General features: G+C 71.4%; 10 protein-coding genes. 6 read left to right on the plus strand and 4 right to left on the minus strand.

Annotated elements, in window-relative coordinates; genetic code table 11:
• The first annotated feature begins 60 nt into the window (after window positions 1-60).
• Window positions 61-1,926, plus strand: coding sequence for a translation elongation factor 4 (lepA, locus tag AB6L24_RS06720; RefSeq protein ID WP_380857006.1), 1,866 nt, complete (start codon window positions 61-63; stop codon window positions 1,924-1,926).
• 282 nt (window positions 1,927-2,208) lie between these two features.
• Complete coding sequence (locus tag AB6L24_RS06725) at window positions 2,209-4,098, plus strand: AMP-dependent synthetase/ligase (protein ID WP_405653187.1); 1,890 nt, start codon at window positions 2,209-2,211, stop codon at window positions 4,096-4,098.
• A gap of 108 nt (window positions 4,099-4,206) precedes the next feature.
• Here AB6L24_RS06725 and AB6L24_RS06730 read toward each other — a convergent pair whose 3' ends face one another.
• Both AB6L24_RS06730 and AB6L24_RS06735 read right to left on the minus strand, forming a co-directional pair.
• The gene (locus AB6L24_RS06730; RefSeq protein WP_380857012.1) at window positions 4,207-4,791 is read right to left on the minus strand and encodes a two-component system response regulator; all 585 of its coding nucleotides are present in this window, start codon (window positions 4,789-4,791) and stop codon (window positions 4,207-4,209) included.
• Window positions 4,792-4,804: 13 nt separating this feature from the next.
• Window positions 4,805-9,040: a HAMP domain-containing protein gene (locus tag AB6L24_RS06735; protein WP_405657061.1), complete on the minus strand. Its 4,236-nt coding sequence runs from the start codon at window positions 9,038-9,040 to the stop codon at window positions 4,805-4,807.
• Window positions 9,041-9,922: 882 nt separating this feature from the next.
• Between AB6L24_RS06735 and AB6L24_RS06740 the strand changes: the two genes are divergently transcribed.
• Together AB6L24_RS06740 and hemW are read left to right on the plus strand one after the other, a co-directional pair.
• Window positions 9,923-11,857, plus strand: a complete 1,935-nt coding sequence (locus AB6L24_RS06740) for a SpoIIE family protein phosphatase (RefSeq protein ID WP_405653190.1) — start codon at window positions 9,923-9,925, stop codon at window positions 11,855-11,857.
• A 145-nt stretch (window positions 11,858-12,002) separates the two neighbouring features.
• A complete protein-coding gene (gene hemW / locus AB6L24_RS06745; RefSeq protein ID WP_405653193.1) occupies window positions 12,003-13,235 on the plus strand; it encodes a radical SAM family heme chaperone HemW in 1,233 nt (410 codons plus the stop codon).
• Between the two features lie 133 nt (window positions 13,236-13,368).
• On the opposite strand, the gene AB6L24_RS06750 is transcribed toward hemW, so the two are convergent.
• Complete coding sequence (locus AB6L24_RS06750) at window positions 13,369-14,187, minus strand: DUF3097 domain-containing protein (protein ID WP_405653196.1); 819 nt, start codon at window positions 14,185-14,187, stop codon at window positions 13,369-13,371.
• Window positions 14,188-14,210: 23 nt separating this feature from the next.
• The gene (locus AB6L24_RS06755) at window positions 14,211-14,972 is read right to left on the minus strand and encodes an MBL fold metallo-hydrolase (RefSeq protein ID WP_405653199.1); all 762 of its coding nucleotides are present in this window, start codon (window positions 14,970-14,972) and stop codon (window positions 14,211-14,213) included.
• 266 nt (window positions 14,973-15,238) lie between these two features.
• Here AB6L24_RS06755 and hrcA point away from each other — a divergent pair, with 266 nt between their 5' ends.
• Both hrcA and dnaJ read left to right on the plus strand, forming a co-directional pair.
• On the plus strand, window positions 15,239-16,255 hold the full coding sequence (hrcA, locus tag AB6L24_RS06760; RefSeq protein WP_405653202.1) for a heat-inducible transcriptional repressor HrcA: 1,017 nt from the start codon (window positions 15,239-15,241) through the stop codon (window positions 16,253-16,255).
• Window positions 16,256-17,395, plus strand: a complete 1,140-nt coding sequence (dnaJ, locus tag AB6L24_RS06765; RefSeq protein ID WP_030357717.1) for a molecular chaperone DnaJ — start codon at window positions 16,256-16,258, stop codon at window positions 17,393-17,395. It begins immediately after the preceding gene.
• The last annotated feature ends 384 nt before the right edge of the window (window positions 17,396-17,779 follow it).

The raw sequence follows: 17,779 nt of genomic DNA on the forward strand, positions 1-17,779 counted from the left end.
ATGGAGGCTACGTATCGATCCGACCCGAGGCATAAGGCGCCTCAAGAGACAGGACCCTGCGTGCCCGCGACCCCTAAGAATGTGCCCGCGCCGAGCCGTACCGACCCGGCTCTGATCCGCAATTTCTGCATCATCGCGCACATCGACCACGGCAAGTCCACGCTCGCCGACCGCATGCTGCAGCTGACCGGCGTGGTCGAGCAGCGCCAGATGCGCGCCCAGTACCTCGACCGGATGGACATCGAGCGCGAGCGCGGAATCACGATCAAGTCCCAGGCCGTGCGTCTGCCCTGGGCCCCCACCGAGGGCCCCGACGAGGGCACGACGCACATCCTGAACATGATCGACACCCCCGGCCACGTGGACTTCACCTATGAGGTCTCCCGTTCGCTCGCGGCCTGCGAGGGCACGGTCCTCCTGGTCGACGCGGCCCAGGGCATCGAGGCGCAGACCCTCGCCAACCTGTATCTGGCGATGGAGAACGACCTCAAGATCGTTCCGGTGCTCAACAAGATCGACCTGCCGGCGGCCCAGCCCGAGAAGTTCTCCGAGGAGCTGGCCAACCTCATCGGCTGCGACCCGGACGACGTGCTGAAGGTCTCCGCGAAGACCGGCCTCGGCGTGGAGGCGCTGCTCGACAAGGTCGTCGCCGAGGTCCCGCCGCCGGTCGGCGTCAAGGACGCGCCCGCCCGCGCGATGATCTTCGACTCGGTGTACGACTCGTACCGGGGCGTGGTGACGTACGTACGAGTCGTCGACGGCCAGCTCAACAAGCGTGAGCGGATCCGGATGATGTCGACGGGCGCGACGCACGAGCTCCTGGAGATCGGGACGAACTCGCCCGAGATGCTCGCCGCCGACGGCCTCGGCGTGGGCGAGGTGGGCTATCTGATCACCGGTGTGAAGGACGTCCGCCAGTCCAAGGTCGGTGACACGATCACCTCCCTGCACAAGGGCGCCACGGAGCCGCTCGGCGGCTACAAGGACCCCAAGCCGATGGTGTTCTCCGGGCTCTATCCGCTGGACGGCTCGGACTACCCGGAGCTGCGCGACGCCCTGGACAAGCTGCAGCTCAACGACGCCGCGCTGGTGTACGAGCCGGAGACGTCCGCCGCGCTCGGCTTCGGCTTCCGTGTCGGCTTCCTCGGCCTGCTGCACCTGGACGTGATCCGGGAGCGCCTGGAGCGCGAGTTCGGGCTCGACCTGATCGCCACCGCGCCGAACGTGGTCTACCGCGTGATCATGGAGGACGGCACCGAGCACGTCGTCACCAACCCGAGCGAGTTCCCCGAAGGCAAGATCGACGAGGTGTACGAGCCCGTCGTGCGGGCGACCATCCTCGCCCCGTCGGAGTTCATCGGCTCGATCATGGAGCTGTGCCAGAACCGGCGCGGCACGCTGCTCGGCATGGACTACCTGTCCGAGGACCGCGTCGAGATCCGGTACACGCTGCCGCTCGCGGAGATCGTCTTCGACTTCTTCGACCAGCTGAAGTCCAAGACGCGCGGATACGCCTCGCTGGACTACGAGCCCACGGGCGAGCAGTCCGCGCAGCTCGTCAAGGTCGACATCCTGCTGCACGGCGACAAGGTCGACGCGTTCTCGGCGATCACGCACAAGGACGCGGCGTACGCGTACGGTGTGCGGCTCGTCGCCAAGCTGCGCGAGCTGATCCCGCGGCAGGCGTTCGAGGTGCCGGTGCAGGCCGCGATCGGCTCCCGGGTCATCGCCCGCGAGACCATCCGCGCCATCCGCAAGGACGTCCTCGCCAAGTGCTACGGCGGTGACATCTCGCGTAAGCGCAAGCTGCTGGAGAAGCAGAAGGAAGGCAAGAAGCGGATGAAGATGGTCGGCTCCGTGGAGGTCCCGCAGGAGGCCTTCATCGCGGTGCTGTCCAGCGACGAGGGCTCCGGCAAGAAGAAGTAGCCCCGCGCCCCCCGGCGCCCCCGCGCGCCGTTCCGTGTCGTACGCAGAGCACCTGTCCGCCTGGCGGGCAGGTGCTCTGTGGGTTCACCGCCGCCGAAGCTGTAGGAAGTGACAGGCTGCAGCCCCTTACGCACAGGGCGTCCGGCCTTTACTCTGATCACTGCTCGTAGGTTACTCGCAAGTTAAACAAGTGCCCGGAGAGGCACGGGAGCGCAGCGACCTCAGCCATGCAGCAGTAGGAACGCACCGTCAGGACGCACCGTCGCGGGCCCGGAGGATGTCGTGAGCGACACACAGACCTTGATCGAGAACCGTCCGCCTTCCGTGGCGCACCTCTTCCTGGAACGGGTCGCGGCCACACCCGACGCCGAGGCCTACCGCTATCCCGTGCCGGCGGCGTCCGGCGAGGGGCCCGACGAGTGGCGGGCGCTGAGCTGGGCGGAGGCCTCCGAGCGGGTCTTCGCCATCGCGGCCGGCCTGGTCGACCTGGGCCTGAACCCCGAGGACCGGGTGGCGCTCGCCTCCGCGACCCGCGTCGAGTGGATCCTCGCCGACCTCGCCATCCTGTGCGCCGGAGCGGCCACGACGACGGTGTATCCGCAGACCAACGCCGAGGAGTCCGCGTTCATCCTCGGTGACTCCGGCAGCCGCGTCCTGATCGCGGACGACGTCGAGCAGCTGGCGAAGGCGCGGGCGCAGCGGGCGAACCTGCCCGAGCTGAAGCACGTGGTGGTGTTCGACGCCGAGGGTGTCGAGCCGGTCGCCGACGACCCCGAGGGCTGGGTGCTCACGCTGGCCGACCTGGAGGCCCGGGGCGCCGCCTATCTGGAGAAGAACCCGCAGGCGGTCAAGGAGCGCATCGACGCGATCAGGTCCGATCACCTCGCGACCATCATCTATACGTCGGGGACCACGGGCCGCCCCAAGGGCGTGCGGCTGCCGCAGGACAACTGGTCGTACATGGCGAAGGCCATCGCGGCGACGGGGCTGCTCACGTCCGAGGACGTGCAGTACCTGTGGCTGCCGCTCGCGCACGTCTTCGGCAAGGTGCTGACCAGCGGGCAGATCGAGCTCGGCCACGTCACCGCAGTGGACGGCCGCGTGGACAAGATCATCGAGAACCTGCCGATGGTGCAGCCGACGTACATGGCCGCCGTGCCGCGCATCTTCGAGAAGGTCTACAACGGCGTCGCGGCCAAGGCGCGGGCCGGCGGCGGCGCGAAGTTCAAGATCTTCCAGTGGGCGGCGGAGGTCGCCAGGGAGTACGCGAAGACCAGCCAGGACAACTTCCGCAGGACCGGGGTGGCCTCGGTGCCGTTCGGGCTCGGCGCCAAGCACTCGGTCGCCGACAAGCTCGTCTACAGCAAGCTGCGGGAGGCCTTCGGCGGCCGGCTGCGGGCCGCGGTGTCCGGGTCGGCGGCGCTCGCGCCCGATATCGGGTACTTCTTCGCGGGCGCGGGCATCCACATCCTGGAGGGCTACGGCCTCACCGAGACCTCCGCCGCGTCCTTCGTGAACCCCGGCGAGGCGTACCGCACCGGGACCGTCGGCAAGCCGCTGCCCGGCACCGAGGTGCGGATCGCGGACGACGGCGAGATCCTGCTGCGCAGCCCCGGCGTGATGGAGGGCTACCACGACCAGCCCGACAAGACGGCCGAGGTCCTGGAGTCCGACGGCTGGTTCCACACCGGCGACATCGGGGAGCTGTCCCCCGACGGCTATCTGCGGATCACCGACCGCAAGAAGGACCTGATCAAGACCTCCGGCGGCAAGTACATCGCGCCCGCCGAGGTCGAGGGCCAGTTCAAGGCCGTGTGCCCGTACGTCTCCAACATCCTCGTGCACGGCGCCGACCGGAACTTCTGCACCGCGCTCATCGCCCTCGACGAGCCGTCGATCCTGGGCTGGGCCGAGGAGAACGGCCTCGGCGGCAAGTCCTACGCCGAGGTGATCGCGGCCCCGGCGACGGTCACGCTCATCGAGGGGTACGTGAAGCAGCTCAACGACGGCCTGCAGCGCTGGCAGACCGTCAAGAAGTTCAAGCTGCTGCCCCGTGACCTCGACGTCGAGCACGGCGAGCTGACGCCCAGCCTGAAGCTGAAGCGGCCGGTCGTGGAGCGCGAGTACAAGTCGCTGATCGAGGAGATGTACGCGGGCTCGCGCGAGGCCTGAGCGCACGCGGGCGCGCGCGGGGCGTGAACGCGCACACGGGCGGGGCCCCTGTGCTCGCGCGCCCCGCAGCCATCACGTGCCCCGCAGCCATCACGTGCCCCGCAGCGCTCATGTGCCCCGCACGCGCCGCATCTCCCGCAGCAGTTCCTCCATGTGCGCCACGTGGTGGCGCAGTTCCAGTACGTCGGTCAGGCTGCTGGCCGCCATATGTCGCTCGATCGCGGACAGCCGTTCGGACAGTTCGTCGAACTGCACCTGCTCGCGCGCCAGCATGCGCTCCAACTGCTGGTTCTTGCGGTGCAGTTCGAGGAAGACGGTGACCTTGGCGCGCAGCACCCAGGGGTCGAAGGGCTTGGTGAGGTAGTCCGCCGCGCCGGTCGCGTAGCCGCGGAAGGCGTAGCCCGCGTCGTTGTCCGTGCCGGTCAGGAAGATGATCGGCACGTCCTTCGTCTGGTCGAGGCGCTTGATGTTGGACGCCGTCTCGAAGCCGTCCATGCCCGGCATCCGCACGTCCAGGAGGATCACGGCGAACCGCTGCCGCAGCAGCGCCTTCATCGCCTCCTCCCCGGAACGGGCCCGCACGAGCGGCTCGTTGAGGGAGCCCAGGACCGCCTCCAGGGCCATCAGGTTGTCCTCCATGTCGTCGACCAGGAGGATGCTGGCGCGGTTGTCGGTCGGCGCCTCTGTGCTCATGGTGACAAGTGCCTCACTCAGTCGTGGGCGGCGCGGCAGGCTCCCCCTGCCTGCCGGGTCGCTCCGAGTCAACGGATTCGGTGGGTTCAACGAGGTCGACCTGGTCGATGGGGGCGACGAGATCGACGGGGCCGACGCGGTCGGCTGCTGCCAGGTCGGCCGCGGATGGCGCCGGCGGCTCGGGGGCGGAGTCTTCCAGGGCCGCGTCGGCCTGCTTGTAGAACGAGGCACCCTCGGGGTCCAGGAGCGTGCACACGGCCATGAGCAGTTGGTCCACGTCCACCGGCTTCGGTACGTAGTCGGTGGCGCCCTGCGAGATGGCCTTCTCGCGGTCGCCGGGCATCGCCTTCGCGGTGAGGGCGACGATCGGCAGACCGGTCCAGCGGGGGGTGCGGCGGATGGCCGCGATGGTCTCGTACCCGTCCATCTCCGGCATCATGATGTCCATCAGGATCAGGTCGGTGTCGGGGTTGCGCTCCAGGGTCTCGATGCCCTCGCGGCCGTTCTCGGCGTAGAGCACGACCAGGCCCACGCGGCTGAGGACATGGGTCAGGGCGAAGACGTTGCGGATGTCGTCGTCGACGATGAGCACCCGGCGGCCCGGCAGTATCCGGCCCGCGCGCCCCTCCTTCCACACCTCCAGTTTGGTCGGCGCCGGCCAGTTCTCGTCGGTCTCCGGCAGGGTGTGCGTGGTCGGGGCGGTCGAGGCGGTCTCGTCGTGCGGGAGCGGGGCGGGCGTGGTGCGCGCGGAGGCGTACGCCGCGGCCGCCGCGCCGTGGCCGGGGTGCACCACGGGCACGTACAGCGTGAAGGTGGAGCCCTCGCCGGGCCTGCTCTCGGCGGTGATGCGGCCGCCGAGCAGACCGGCGATCTCGCGGCTGATGGACAGGCCGAGTCCTGTGCCGCCGTACTTGCGGTTGGTGGTGCCGTCGACCTGCTGGAACGCCTCGAAGATCACCGGGAGTTGTTCGGGCGGGATGCCGATGCCGGTGTCCTGGACGGAGAAGCTGATCAGGTCGCCGCGGTCGCTCAGAAGCGGGTCGGGGGAGTGCGTGACGTGCTGCACGCGCAGCTCGACGCGGCCGTTCGCGGTGAACTTGACCGCGTTCGACAGGAGGTTGCGCAGGATCTGCTGGAGCCGCTGCTCGTCGGAGAACATCTCCCGCGGCACGTCGTGCCCGACCGTCACGTCGAAGGCGAGGCCCCGGTCGAGGGTGAGCGGCCGGAACGTGGCGTGCACATAGTCCAGGACCTTGATCAGCGGGAGCTTCTTGGGGCGTACGTCCATGCGGCCCGCCTCGATCTTCGACAGGTCGAGGATGTCGTTGATGAGCTGGAGCAGGTCGGATCCTGAGCGGTGGATGGTGGTCGCGAACTGCACCTCCTGGTCGGAGAGATGGCTGTCGGGGTTGTCGGAGAGCAGCCGGGCGAGGATCAGCAGGGAGTTCAGCGGGGTGCGCAGCTCGTGCGACATGTTCGCGAGGAACTCCGACTTGTACTGCGAGGACGTGGCGAGCAGGGCCGCCTTCTCCTCCAGCTCGGCGTTGGAACGGCGCAGCTCGGCCTGCTGGCGCTGGAGTTCGTCGGAGCGCTCCTGGAGCTGGGTGGCGAGCCGCTGGGACTCGCTGAGCAGCGACTCGGTGCGGGAGTTGGCGATGATGGTGTTGATGGCGACGCCGATGGTGTTCACGAACTGGTCGAAGAACGCCAGGTGGACGTCGGAGAAGCGGGAGAACGTGGCCAGCTCGATGACGCCGAGCAGCTTGTCCTCGAAGAGGATCGGGATGATGACGACGCTGGCCGGTGAGGCGTCCCCGAGCCCCGAGTGGATCTTGATGTAGTCGGGCGGGACCTCGTCGAGGAGGATGCGCTTCTTCTCCAGGGCGGCCTGGCGCACCAGGCCGTGCGCGGGCATGCCGCCGGTGTCGACGAGGAAGCCCTCCTCCTCGGTGGCGCTGCCCTGCGCGGAGCCGTAACCGGCGATGAAGGCGAGGCCCTTGGCGGGCGAGGCCTGTAGCGGCACGGTGCCGTCGGCATCCGGGTCGGCCAGGAAGAACGCGCCGTACCCGGCGTTCACCAGGGGTGTCAGCTCGCGCAGGATCAGGTCGGCGACCTCCATCAGGTCCCGGTGGCCCTGCATCAGGCCGGCGAGGCGGGCGAGGTTGGACTCCAGCCAGTCCTTGGCGCGGGTGGTCTCGCGGAGGTTGGACACCATCAGGTTGATGTTGTCCTTCAGCTCGGCGACCTCGCCCCGGGGTTCGACGGTGATGGAGCGGGACATGTCGCCCTGCGCCACGGCGGACGCGACCTCGGCGATGGCGCGGACCTGGGTGGTCAGGTTGAGCGCCAGCTCGTTCACGTTCGTGGTCAGGCGCTTCCAGGTGCCGTACACGCCCTCGACGCGGGCCTGGCCGCCGAGCTGCCCCTCGGAGCCGACCTCGCGGGCGACGCGGGTCACCTCGGACGAGAAGGACGACAGGGTGTCCACCATCGTGTTGATGGTGGTCTTCAGCTCCAGGATCTCGCCGCGCGCGTCCACGTCGATCTTCTTCGACAGGTCGCCCTGGGCGACGGCGGTCGCGACCTGCGCGATGTTGCGGACCTGCCCGGTGAGGTTGTCCGCCATGTAGTTGACGTTGTCGGTGAGGTCCTTCCACACGCCCGACACGCCGAGGACCTGGGCGCGGCCGCCGAGGCGGCCGTCGGTGCCGACCTCGCGGGCCACGCGGGTCACCTCGGCGGCGAAGGCGCGCAGCTGCTCCACCATCGTGTTGACGGTGTCCTTCAGCTCCAGGATCTCGCCGCGCGCCGTCACCGTGATCATCTTGGACAGGTCGCCGTTGGCGACGGCGGTGGTGACCTGGGCGATGTTGCGGACCTGGGAGGTGAGGTTCGACGCCATGAAGTTGACGTTGTCCGTCAGCTCCTTCCAGACGCCGCTGACGCCCCGCACCTGCGCCTGACCGCCGAGGTTGCCCTCGGTGCCGACCTCGCGGGCGACGCGGGTGACCTCGTCGGCGAAGGCGGAGAGCTGGTCGACCATCGTGTTGATCGTCGACTTCAGCTCCAGGATCTCGCCCTTGGCCTCCACGGTGATCTTCTTCGACAGGTCGCCCTGGGCGACGGCCGTCGACACCAGGGCGATGTTGCGGACCTGCGAAGTGAGGTTGTCCGCCATGAAGTTGACGTTGTCCGTGAGGTCCTTCCACACGCCCGACACCCCGCGCACGTGGGCGCGGCCGCCGAGGTTGCCCTCAGTGCCGACCTCGCGGGCGACGCGGGTGACCTCGTCGGCGAAGGCGGAGAGCTGGTCGACCATCGTGTTGACGGTGTCCTTGAGCTCCAGGATCTCGCCGCGCGCGTCCACGGTGATCTTCTGGCTCAGGTCGCCGTTGGCGACGGCGGTGGTGACCTGGGCGATGTTGCGGACCTGGGAGGTGAGGTTCGACGCCATGAAGTTGACGTTGTCGGTGAGGTCCTTCCACACCCCCGACACGCCCCGGGCCTGCGCCCGCCCGCCGAGCCGCCCCTCCGTGCCCACCTCGCGGGCGACACGCGTCACCTCTGCCGCGAACGCGGAGAGCTGTTCGACCATCGTGTTCACGGTGAGCTTCAGTTCGAGCAGCTCACCGGTGGCCTCGACGGTGACCGTGCGCGTCAGGTCGCCCTGCGCCACAGCGGTGGTGACCAGGGCGATGTCGCGCACCTGGGCGGTGAGGCGGGACGCCATCGTGTTGACGGCCTCCGTCACGTCGCGCCAGCTCCCGGACAGGCCGCGGACCTTGGCGCGCCCGCCGAGCCGCCCCTCGGTGCCGACCTCGCGGGCCACCCGCGTCACTTCGCCCGTGAAGAGTGACAGCTGGTCGACCATCGTGTTGACGGCGCGACCGAGGCGCCGCAGGTCGCCGCGCAGCTCGCGGGACCCGTCGTGCAGGTCGACGCGCTGGGTGAGGTCGCCGCCCGCGACGGCGTTCAGGACCCGGGTCGCGTTCGTGGCGGGCGCGACCAGGGAGTCCAGGAGCGAGTTCACCTCGATGATCCGGGTGGCCCAGCTGCCCTGCCCCGGGCTCGCCGTGAACCGGGTGTCGAGGCGGCCGTGCCGGACCATCTCCCGTCGTACGCGCAGGAGTTCGGCGTCGAAGTGGGTGGAGCGGTCCACCAGTTCGTTGAAGACCGTGACCAGCTCGGCGACCAGGCCCGAGCTGGTGTGCGGGGCCTTGGTGAAGTTGCCGTCGCGGGCGGCCCGCATGGCGGCGAGCAGGACGCGCAGATCGGCGGCGGACTCGCCCGACGGGTCGCCGAGGGCGGTGTCCGGGTCGGAGCGGGGGTCCTGGTCCGGCGTGCGGGTGGACTTGGGCGGGCGTTTGGGTGACCTCCTTGCGGGGGCCGGGGGCGGCTCTCCGGACGCCGACTCGGACGCCGACCCGGACGCCGCCCCGGAAATGGGCCCGGACGCCGCCCCGGAAATGGACCCCGCCCCGGACGCGGACCCCGCCCCGGACCGGGCGGGCTCCCGAGGCGCGGAGGGCTCCCGGGGCGGCGACGGGATCTTGGCGCGGACCGAGCGTCCGGAGCGCTGTTCGGCCGGGCAAACCGAGTGAGCGCACTGCGGCACCGGGGGCGTGAGTAAGGCGTCGAGCGCCGGTGAAGCGGACGCGCGCGGGGTGCCCGGGGGAGCCGATCCAGAACCTTTTGAGGCGTCAGATCCCGGTGCGGCAGCGACAGTTGACGGTGCGGCAGCAACAGTTGACGGTGACAGAGGGTCAGGGAGCGTCGGGTGCGAGGGTGCCGGGCCGCGGCCGGTGCCGCCCGCGTCGGCTGGCCGGTTCTCGCCGGACGCCACCGCCGCCGCCCGGGGCCGGAATCGGCCACCCGGATCCACGACGGCCGGTGGGGGCGCTGGGTCGGGGGCCGCCGCGGCACCCGGGGCCGAAATCCGCGCAGGACTGCCCGTATCGGCGGATGACGGAATCTGACCGCGTCCGAGCGCGGGCGTAGCACTGTTCTCACTCATGGTGGCCCACTTCGGTAACTCGGTGCTTATGGGCCCAGTCAGTCTGTCACTCTGTCCGTGTCGCCTGAGGCGTATTCGTCCGAACTGCTCAGGAGCCGCACTGTGGGGGCCATTCCGATGCAACGGGAGACTACTTTTCGTGCTTCCGCCCAGCCCGCGGCGCGCCCCGGGCCACTGGCCGTGGTGCGCACGTCCCTGCCCGGAAACCCGCTGGCGCCCGCCGCGGCCCGCCGGTTCGTCCGGGCGGCGCTCGCCGACTGGACCGAGTTCGGGACGCCCGCGGCGACCGGCATCACCGAGCGGCTCGCCGACGACTCGGTGCTGCTGGTCAGCGAGTTGGTGACGAACGCCGTCGTGCACGCGGGCACCGCCGTCGACGTCCTGTGCCGCTTCGACGAGGGCACCCCCGGCGAGAGCACCGACGCCCTGGTCGTCGAGGTGTCCGACCACCACCCCGCGCGCGCCGTGCGCAGCGAGCCCCGCTCCCCGCAGCCCGGCACCCCCGAGTACGGCCGCGGACTGCAACTCGTCGCCACCCTCTCCGAGTCCTGGGGCATCACCTACCGCTCCGGCACCAAGACCGTCTGGGCCCGGCTGCCCGTCGTGCCCGTCGTGCCCGTCGTGCCCGTGGAGGGGATCCCGCTCGTCCCGGAGATCGAGACGTACGCCGGTGACCAGGTCCTGCAGCGTGGACTGCGCGCCGCCGAGATCCTCGCGCCGCTCCCCAGAAGAGCCGGCCACGACACCGAGTGGATCAACCGCGGCGCCCTCACCTTCCTCGCCGAGGCCTCCGACCTGCTCGCCGGACAGTTCGACGAGAACCTGGTCGCGGCCCTCGCCGGGCAGCTGCTCGTCCCGCGCCTCGCGGACTGGTGCGCGGTCTGGCTCGACGACGAGGCCGAGGGCCCCGGGCGCACCCTCGACGGGCGCGCCCCCGGCACCCGCCTCGCGCGCGTCTGGCACACCAGCGAACAGCGCATAGAGGAGCTGCGGAGGCTCCTGGAGAAGGAGCCGCCGCGGCTGACCGAGGCAGTGGGCTCCGGCGCGGTGGCCGTGCTGTGGCCCGGGGACGCCCTGGGCGGCGGCGAATCGGGCGGTGCGGCGCTCGCGTACCGCCTGGTGGCGGGCGGGCGGAAGCTCGGCACCCTGGTGATCGGACGGGCCGGCCTCGCGCGCTTCCCCGACGAGGCCACCGGGCTCGTCGAGGACTTCAGCCGCCGCGTCGCCCTCGCCATCAGCGCCGCCCGCCGCTACCAGCGCCAGGCCACCATCAGCCAGGTCCTCCAGCGCGGCCTGCTGCCCAGCGCCGTCGCGGACATCCCCGGCGTGGAGAGCAGCATCGTGTACGAGCCCCGGGAGCAGGGCGGGCCCGGCGGCGACTTCTACGACGTGTTCCCCGCCGGGCGCGGCCGCTGGTGCTTCGCCCTCGGCGACGTCCAGGGCAAGGGGCCCGAGGCGGCCGTCGTCATCGGGCTCGCCCGGCCCTGGCTGCGGCTGCTCGCCCGCGAGGGCTACCAGGTGGCCGAGGTCCTCGACCGCCTCAACCAGCTCCTCCTCGACGACGCCACGGAGGCCGCCGACGCCGCCGCTGCCGTCCTCGCCCTCGCCGGTGGCCAGGACGAGCCCACCGACGGCCCCACCTCCCGCTTCCTGTCCCTCCTCTACGGCGAGCTGGTGCCCCACGCGGACGGCGTGCGGTGCACCGTGGCGTGCGCCGGGCATCCGCTGCCGCTGGTGCTCGGGGCCGACGGGCAGGTGCGGCCCGTCGCGGCGCCGCAGATGCTGCTCGGTGTCGTCGACGACGAGACGTACACCAGCACCACCTTCGAGCTGCGCACCGGCGACACGCTGCTGTGCGTCACCGACGGGGTCACGGAGCGGCGCTCCGGGCTGCACCTCTTCGACGACGGCGACGGGCTCGCCAAGGCCCTCGCGGGCTGCGCGGGCCTCGACGCGGGGCTCGTCGCCGAGCGGATCCGGCGGCTCGTCCACGAGTTCTCGCAGCGGCCGCCGGACGACGATCTGGCGTTGCTGGTGCTCAAGGCGGAGTGAGGCGCGGGGTGCCTGCGCGGGGCGCCCCAGGCCCGCCCCTTCACCGAAACTGGGGGCGCTGCCCCCAGACCCCCGCTCCTCAAACGCCGGAGGGGCTGGATCCGCCCGGCCGGAAAACCTCGGCGCGTCCGGGACAATGGCAGACATGCCTTCCGTTCTGCCCGATGGTGAGCCCATGCCCGAGGACGGGGCGCTGCCCGCCTCCGCCCTGATCGGAGCGGGTGAGCGGCCCCTCGGGTTCTACCTGCACGTGCCGTACTGCGCGACCCGCTGCGGCTACTGCGACTTCAACACCTACACCGCCACCGAGCTGCGCGGCAGCGGCGGCGTCCTCGCCTCCCGCGACAACTACGCCGACACCCTGATCGACGAGGTCCGCCTCGCCCGCAAGGTCCTCGGCGACGACCCGCGCCCCGTGCGGACCGTGTTCGTCGGCGGCGGTACGCCCACGCTGCTCGCCGCCGACGATCTCGTACGGATGCTCGCCGCCGTACGCGACGAGTTCGGCCTCGCCGACGACGCGGAGATCACCACGGAGGCCAACCCGGAGTCCGTCGACCCCGCCTATCTGAGCGCCCTGCGCGAGGGCGGCTTCAACCGGATCTCCTTCGGCATGCAGAGCGCCAAGCAGCACGTCCTGAAGGTCCTCGACCGCACGCACACGCCCGGGCGGCCCGAGGCCTGCGTCGCCGAGGCGCGCGCCGCGGGCTTCGAGCACGTCAACCTCGATCTCATCTACGGCACGCCCGGGGAGACCGACGACGACTGGCGGGCCTCCCTCGACGCCGCCATCGGCGCCGGGCCCGACCATGTCTCGGCGTACGCGCTGATCGTCGAGGAGGGCACACAGCTCGCCCGGCGGATCCGGCGCGGGGAGGTGCCGATGACCGACGACGACGTGCACGCGGACCGGTACCTGATCGCGGACGAGGTTCTCGGGGGCGCCGGGTTCGACTGGTACGAGGTGTCGAACTGGGCCACCTCCGAGGCCGGGCGGTGCCTGCACAACGAGTTGTACTGGCGGGGCGCCGACTGGTGGGGGGCCGGTCCTGGGGCCCACAGCCATGTGGGGGGTGTGCGGTGGTGGAACGTGAAGCATCCCGGCGCGTACGCCGCAGCGCTGGCCGGGGGGAAGTCGCCCGGGGCCGGGCGGGAGGTGCTTGCCGATGAGGATCGGCGGGTCGAGCGGGTGCTGCTTGAGCTGCGGCTGCGTGAAGGGTGCCCTTTGACGCTCCTGAAGGAGGCCGGGCTTGCCGCGGCCGCGCGTGCGCTGGCTGAGGGGCTGCTTGAGGCCGGGCCCTATGCGGAGGGGCGGGCCGTGCTCACCCTGCGGGGGCGGCTGTTGGCTGACGCCGTCGTGCGGGATCTGGTCGACTGAGCTGTGCTGTCCCTGGGGGTGCCCTTCCCTCGATGTCATGGCACCGCCGTCCTGAACTGTGCCCACCCGTTCCGCCCTCTGGGCGGACCAGCTGCCCACAGCGAGGGAGGGCGGGGGCGGCGGCGGGGGAAGCCTATGGCGCCGTCACGAAGTCGATCAGTTCCTCGACCCTTCCCAGCAGCGCCGGTTCCAGGTCCTTGTACGTGTGGACCCTGCCCAGGATGTGCTGCCACGCCGCGCCCGTGTTGTCCGGCCAGCCCAGGGCGCGGCACACGCCCTTCTTCCAGTCCTGGCCGTGGGGGACGCGGGGCCAGGCCCTGATGCCCACCGACGACGGCTTCACGGCCTCCCACACGTCGATGTAGGGGTGGCCGACGATCAGGGCGTGGTCGCTGCTCACGGCCGCGGCGATGCGGGACTCCTTGGAGCCGGGGACCAGGTGGTCGACGAGGATGCCGAGGCGGGCGTCCGCGTCGGGGGCGAACTCGTCGACGATCGCGGGTAGGTCGTCGATGCCTTCCAGGTACTCGACGACGACGCCCTCGATGCGCAGGTCGTCGCCCCAGACCTTCTCGACGAGCTCGGCGTCGTGCCGCCCCTCGACGTAGATGCGCCCGGCGCGGGCCACGCGCGCCCGCGCGCCCGGCACGGCCAGCGAACCGGAGGCGGTGCGTGCGGGCTTGCGGGGTGCGGCGGCGGCCGTCGGGCGGACCAGGGTGACGACCCGGCCCTCCAGGAGGAAGCCGCGCGGTGCCATCGGGAACACGCGGTGCTTGCCGAAGCGGTCCTCCAGGGTCACCGTCGGCCCCTCGGCGGTCTTCTCGCAGCGGATCACCGCGCCGCAGAAGCCCGTGGTGACCTCCTCCACGACCAGGTCGGCCTCGGCGGGCACCTCGGGGACGGCGGCCGGCTTCTTCCAGGGCGGGGTCAGGTCCGGGTGGTAGCTGCGCATGGGCCAGACGTTATGGCATGCCGTCAGGCGACACCGAACCGCCGGGCAAGCTCGTCGCGTTGGCGGCGTACGAAGGCGGCGTCCACGACGGCCCCGTGCCCGGGCACGTACACCGCGTCCTCGCCGCCCAGGTCGAGGAGCCGGTCGAGGGCGGCGGGCCAGTGCCGGGGCGCCGCGTCCGGGCCGGCCTGCGGCTCGCCGGACTCCTCGACCAGGTCGCCGCAGAAGACGACCTCGGGCTCGCCGGGGCCGCCCGGCACGAGGACGGCGAGGTCGTGGCCGGAGTGCCCGGGGCCGACGTTGGCGAGCAGCACCTGGAGGCCGCCGAGGTCGAGGGTCCACTCCCCGCACACCAGGTGGCGGGGCTGGACCAGGAGGTCGGCGGCCTCGGCGGCGGCGGCCGGGTCGAGGCCCTGGGCGACGGCGTCGGCGCGCAGCCCCTCGCGGTCGTGGTCGAGGACGGTGTCGAGGCCGACGGCGCCGAACACCTCGACGCCCGCGAACGCCGCCGCGCCGAGGACGTGGTCGAAGTGCGGGTGGGTGAGCGCGAGATGCGTCACGCGCCGGCCGTCGCCGAGCAGCCGCCGGGCGTCGGCGCGCAGCCGGGAGCCCTCGCGCAGGCTGGACCCGGCCTCGATCATGAGGGCGGCGCCGGTGCCGACGACGAGCCCGGCCGTGCAGTCCCACACGGGCAGCCTGCACCGCCCCACGCGCGCGGCGAGCCGTTCCCAGCCCGCCTCCTCCCAGGCCGGGGCGGAGGCGGGGGAGGGCGTGGTCGTGTCCATGGGGTGACGCTAGCGCCGACGGGGCGCGGGGGCAGGACGGGGGCGGCCTCCGGAGCGGCGGGGTAGGTGGCCGGGGTGTCCGTCGGCGTGACAAGGCAGGACATGGGCGGCACCCGTCGGCATGACAACGGGGTCGGCCCTTGCCGGGCCTGTACCCACCGGCCGTACACTGACTCGGTGAAGGCTGGCACTCGCCCGGGGTGAGTGCCAGGGCGAGGGGCCACCACCGGGGGCTCGGGGCGAGGGACGGCAGCTGGAGGTGCGCGATGCTCAGTGAACGCAGGCTGGAAGTGCTGCGCGCCATCGTCCACGACTACGTGGGCACGGAGGAGCCGGTCGGCTCCAAGGCGCTCACCGAACGCCACCACCTCGGCGTCTCCCCGGCGACGGTCCGCAACGACATGGCCGCGCTCGAGGAGGAAGGGTTCATCGCCCAGCCGCACACCAGCGCCGGGCGGATCCCGACCGACAAGGGGTACCGCCTGTTCGTGGACCGGCTCGCGGGCGTCAAGCCGATGACGGCTCCAGAGCGGCGCGCGATCCACAACTTCCTGGACGGCGCGGTCGACCTGGACGACGTCGTCGGGCGCACGGTGCGGCTGCTCGCGCAGCTGACCCGGCAGGTCGCGGTGGTGCAGTATCCGTCGCTGACCCGCTCCACGGTGCGGCACGTGGAACTGCTCTCGCTGGCCCCGGCCCGCCTGATGCTGGTCCTCATCACCGACACCGGGCGCGTCGAGCAGCGCATGATCGACTGCCCGGCTCCGTTCGGCGAGACGTCGCTCGCGGATCTGCGGGCGCGGCTCAACAGCCGGGTCGCGGGCCGCCGCTTCTCGGACGTGCCGCAGCTGGTGCAGGACCTGGCCGAGTCCTTCGACAAGGACGACCGGGGGACGGTGACGACGGTCCTTTCCACCCTCCTCGAAACGCTGGTGGAGGAGACCGAGGAGCGGCTGATGATCGGCGGCACCGCCAATCTCACCCGCTTCGGACATGACTTTCCCCTCACCATCAGGCCGGTCCTCGAGGCCCTTGAGGAGCAGGTCGTCCTCCTCAAGTTGCTTGGTGAGGCGACGGATTCGGGCATGACCGTCAAGATCGGGCACGAGAACGCCCACGAGGGGCTCAGCTCCACGTCGGTGGTCTCCGTCGGCTACGGTTCGGGGAGCGAGGCAGTGGCCAAGCTGGGCGTGGTCGGACCGACCCGCATGGACTATCCGGGAACGATGGGAGCAGTACGCGCAGTGGCACGTTACGTCGGACAGATCCTGGCGGAGTCGTAAGTGGCCACGGACTACTACGCCGTACTAGGCGTGCGCCGCGACGCTTCCCAGGACGACATCAAGAAGGCCTTCCGGCGGCTCGCTCGCGAGCTGCACCCGGACGTCAACCCTGACCCGAAGACGCAAGAGCGCTTCAAGGAGATCAACGCCGCGTACGAGGTGTTGTCGGACCCGCAGAAGAAGCAGGTCTACGACCTCGGCGGCGACCCGCTGTCCCAGGCCGGCGGCGCCGGTGGCGCGGGCGGCTTCGGAGCGGGTGGCTTCGGCAACTTCTCCGACATCATGGACGCGTTCTTCGGTACGGCGTCGCAGCGCGGGCCGCGTTCGCGCACCCGGCGCGGGCAGGACGCCATGATCCGTCTGGAGATCGACCTCGAAGAGGCGGCCTTCGGCACCACGAAGGACATCCAGGTCGACACGGCCGTCGTCTGTACGACGTGTTCCGGGGAAGGTGCCGCGCCCGGCACCTCCGCGCAGACCTGTGACATGTGCCGCGGTCGCGGTGAGGTGTCCCAGGTCACGCGGTCCTTCCTCGGCCAGGTCATGACCTCGCGGCCCTGCCCGCAGTGCCAGGGCTTCGGGACCGTCGTGCCGACGCCGTGCCCCGAGTGCGCGGGCGACGGGCGGATCCGGTCCCGGCGCACGCTCACCGTGAAGATCCCGGCCGGTGTCGACAACGGCACCCGGATCCAGCTCGCGGGCGAGGGCGAGGTCGGCCCCGGCGGCGGCCCCGCCGGTGACCTCTACGTCGAGATCCACGAGCTGCCCCACGCCGTCTTCCAGCGGCGCGGGGACGATCTGCACTGCACCGTCACGCTGCCGATGACGGCGGCGGCGCTCGGCACGAAGGTGCCGCTCGAGACGCTGGACGGCATGGAGGAGGTCGACATCCGGCCCGGCACGCAGTCCGGCCAGTCGATCCCCCTGCACGGGCGGGGCGTCACCCACCTGCGCGGCGGCGGGCGCGGCGACCTCATCGTGCACGTCGAGGTCCTCACGCCGTCCAAGCTCGACCCCGAGCAGGAGCGGTTGCTGCGGGAGCTCGCGCAGCTGCGCGGCGAGGAGCGGCCCACCGGGCAGTTCCAGCCCGGGCAGCAGGGCCTGTTCTCTCGCCTGAAGGACGCGTTCAACGGGCGCTAGCGCCTTGACCGGCCCGGGGTGAGCGTGGAATCTACGCTCACCCCGGGCCGTTCTGCGTGGTCAACCCGCGCGGTGACGGCGCCCGGGGCTCGGCCGGGGCACCTCCGTTCGTGCCATCCCGTCGGCCGGGGGCCGTTCCACTTCCTTCCCTTGTCGTCATGGCGCCGCCGTCCTGGGCTGTGCCCACCCGTTCCGCCCTCTGGGCGGCCCAGCTGCCCACAGGGGTGGGGCAGTCCTTGGCCTTGCCCGGCTCCCGGCCGGGCCCTTCCCCGGCCCTGGTGCGGGAGCCCGGGCGGCTCGGCCGGCCGTAGCGTGAGTGGTGCAGGTGGCCATGGCGGCGGCGCGGTGATGTTCCAGTCACGGGTGGGTGGGTGGGCGGTGTCC

This window comes from Streptomyces sp. RK9 (assembly GCF_045070545.1).
Lineage (GTDB): Bacteria > Actinomycetota > Actinomycetes > Streptomycetales > Streptomycetaceae > Streptomyces > Streptomyces alboflavus.

What these genes read in the sequence shown, in the direction of transcription:
- AB6L24_RS06730 (WP_380857012.1), bottom strand. Translation starts at nt 4,791, where the DNA reads ATGAGCACAGAGGCGCCGACCGACAACCGCGCCAGCATCCTCCTGGTC.
- AB6L24_RS06735 (WP_405657061.1), bottom strand. Translation starts at nt 9,040, where the DNA reads ATGCGGGCCGCCCGCGACGGCAACTTCACCAAGGCCCCGCACACCAGC.
- AB6L24_RS06740 (WP_405653190.1), top strand. Translation starts at nt 9,923, where the DNA reads ATGCAACGGGAGACTACTTTTCGTGCTTCCGCCCAGCCCGCGGCGCGC.
- hemW (WP_405653193.1), top strand. Translation starts at nt 12,003, where the DNA reads ATGCCTTCCGTTCTGCCCGATGGTGAGCCCATGCCCGAGGACGGGGCG.
- AB6L24_RS06750 (WP_405653196.1), bottom strand. Translation starts at nt 14,187, where the DNA reads ATGCGCAGCTACCACCCGGACCTGACCCCGCCCTGGAAGAAGCCGGCC.
- AB6L24_RS06755 (WP_405653199.1), bottom strand. Translation starts at nt 14,972, where the DNA reads ATGGACACGACCACGCCCTCCCCCGCCTCCGCCCCGGCCTGGGAGGAG.
- hrcA (WP_405653202.1), top strand. Translation starts at nt 15,239, where the DNA reads ATGCTCAGTGAACGCAGGCTGGAAGTGCTGCGCGCCATCGTCCACGAC.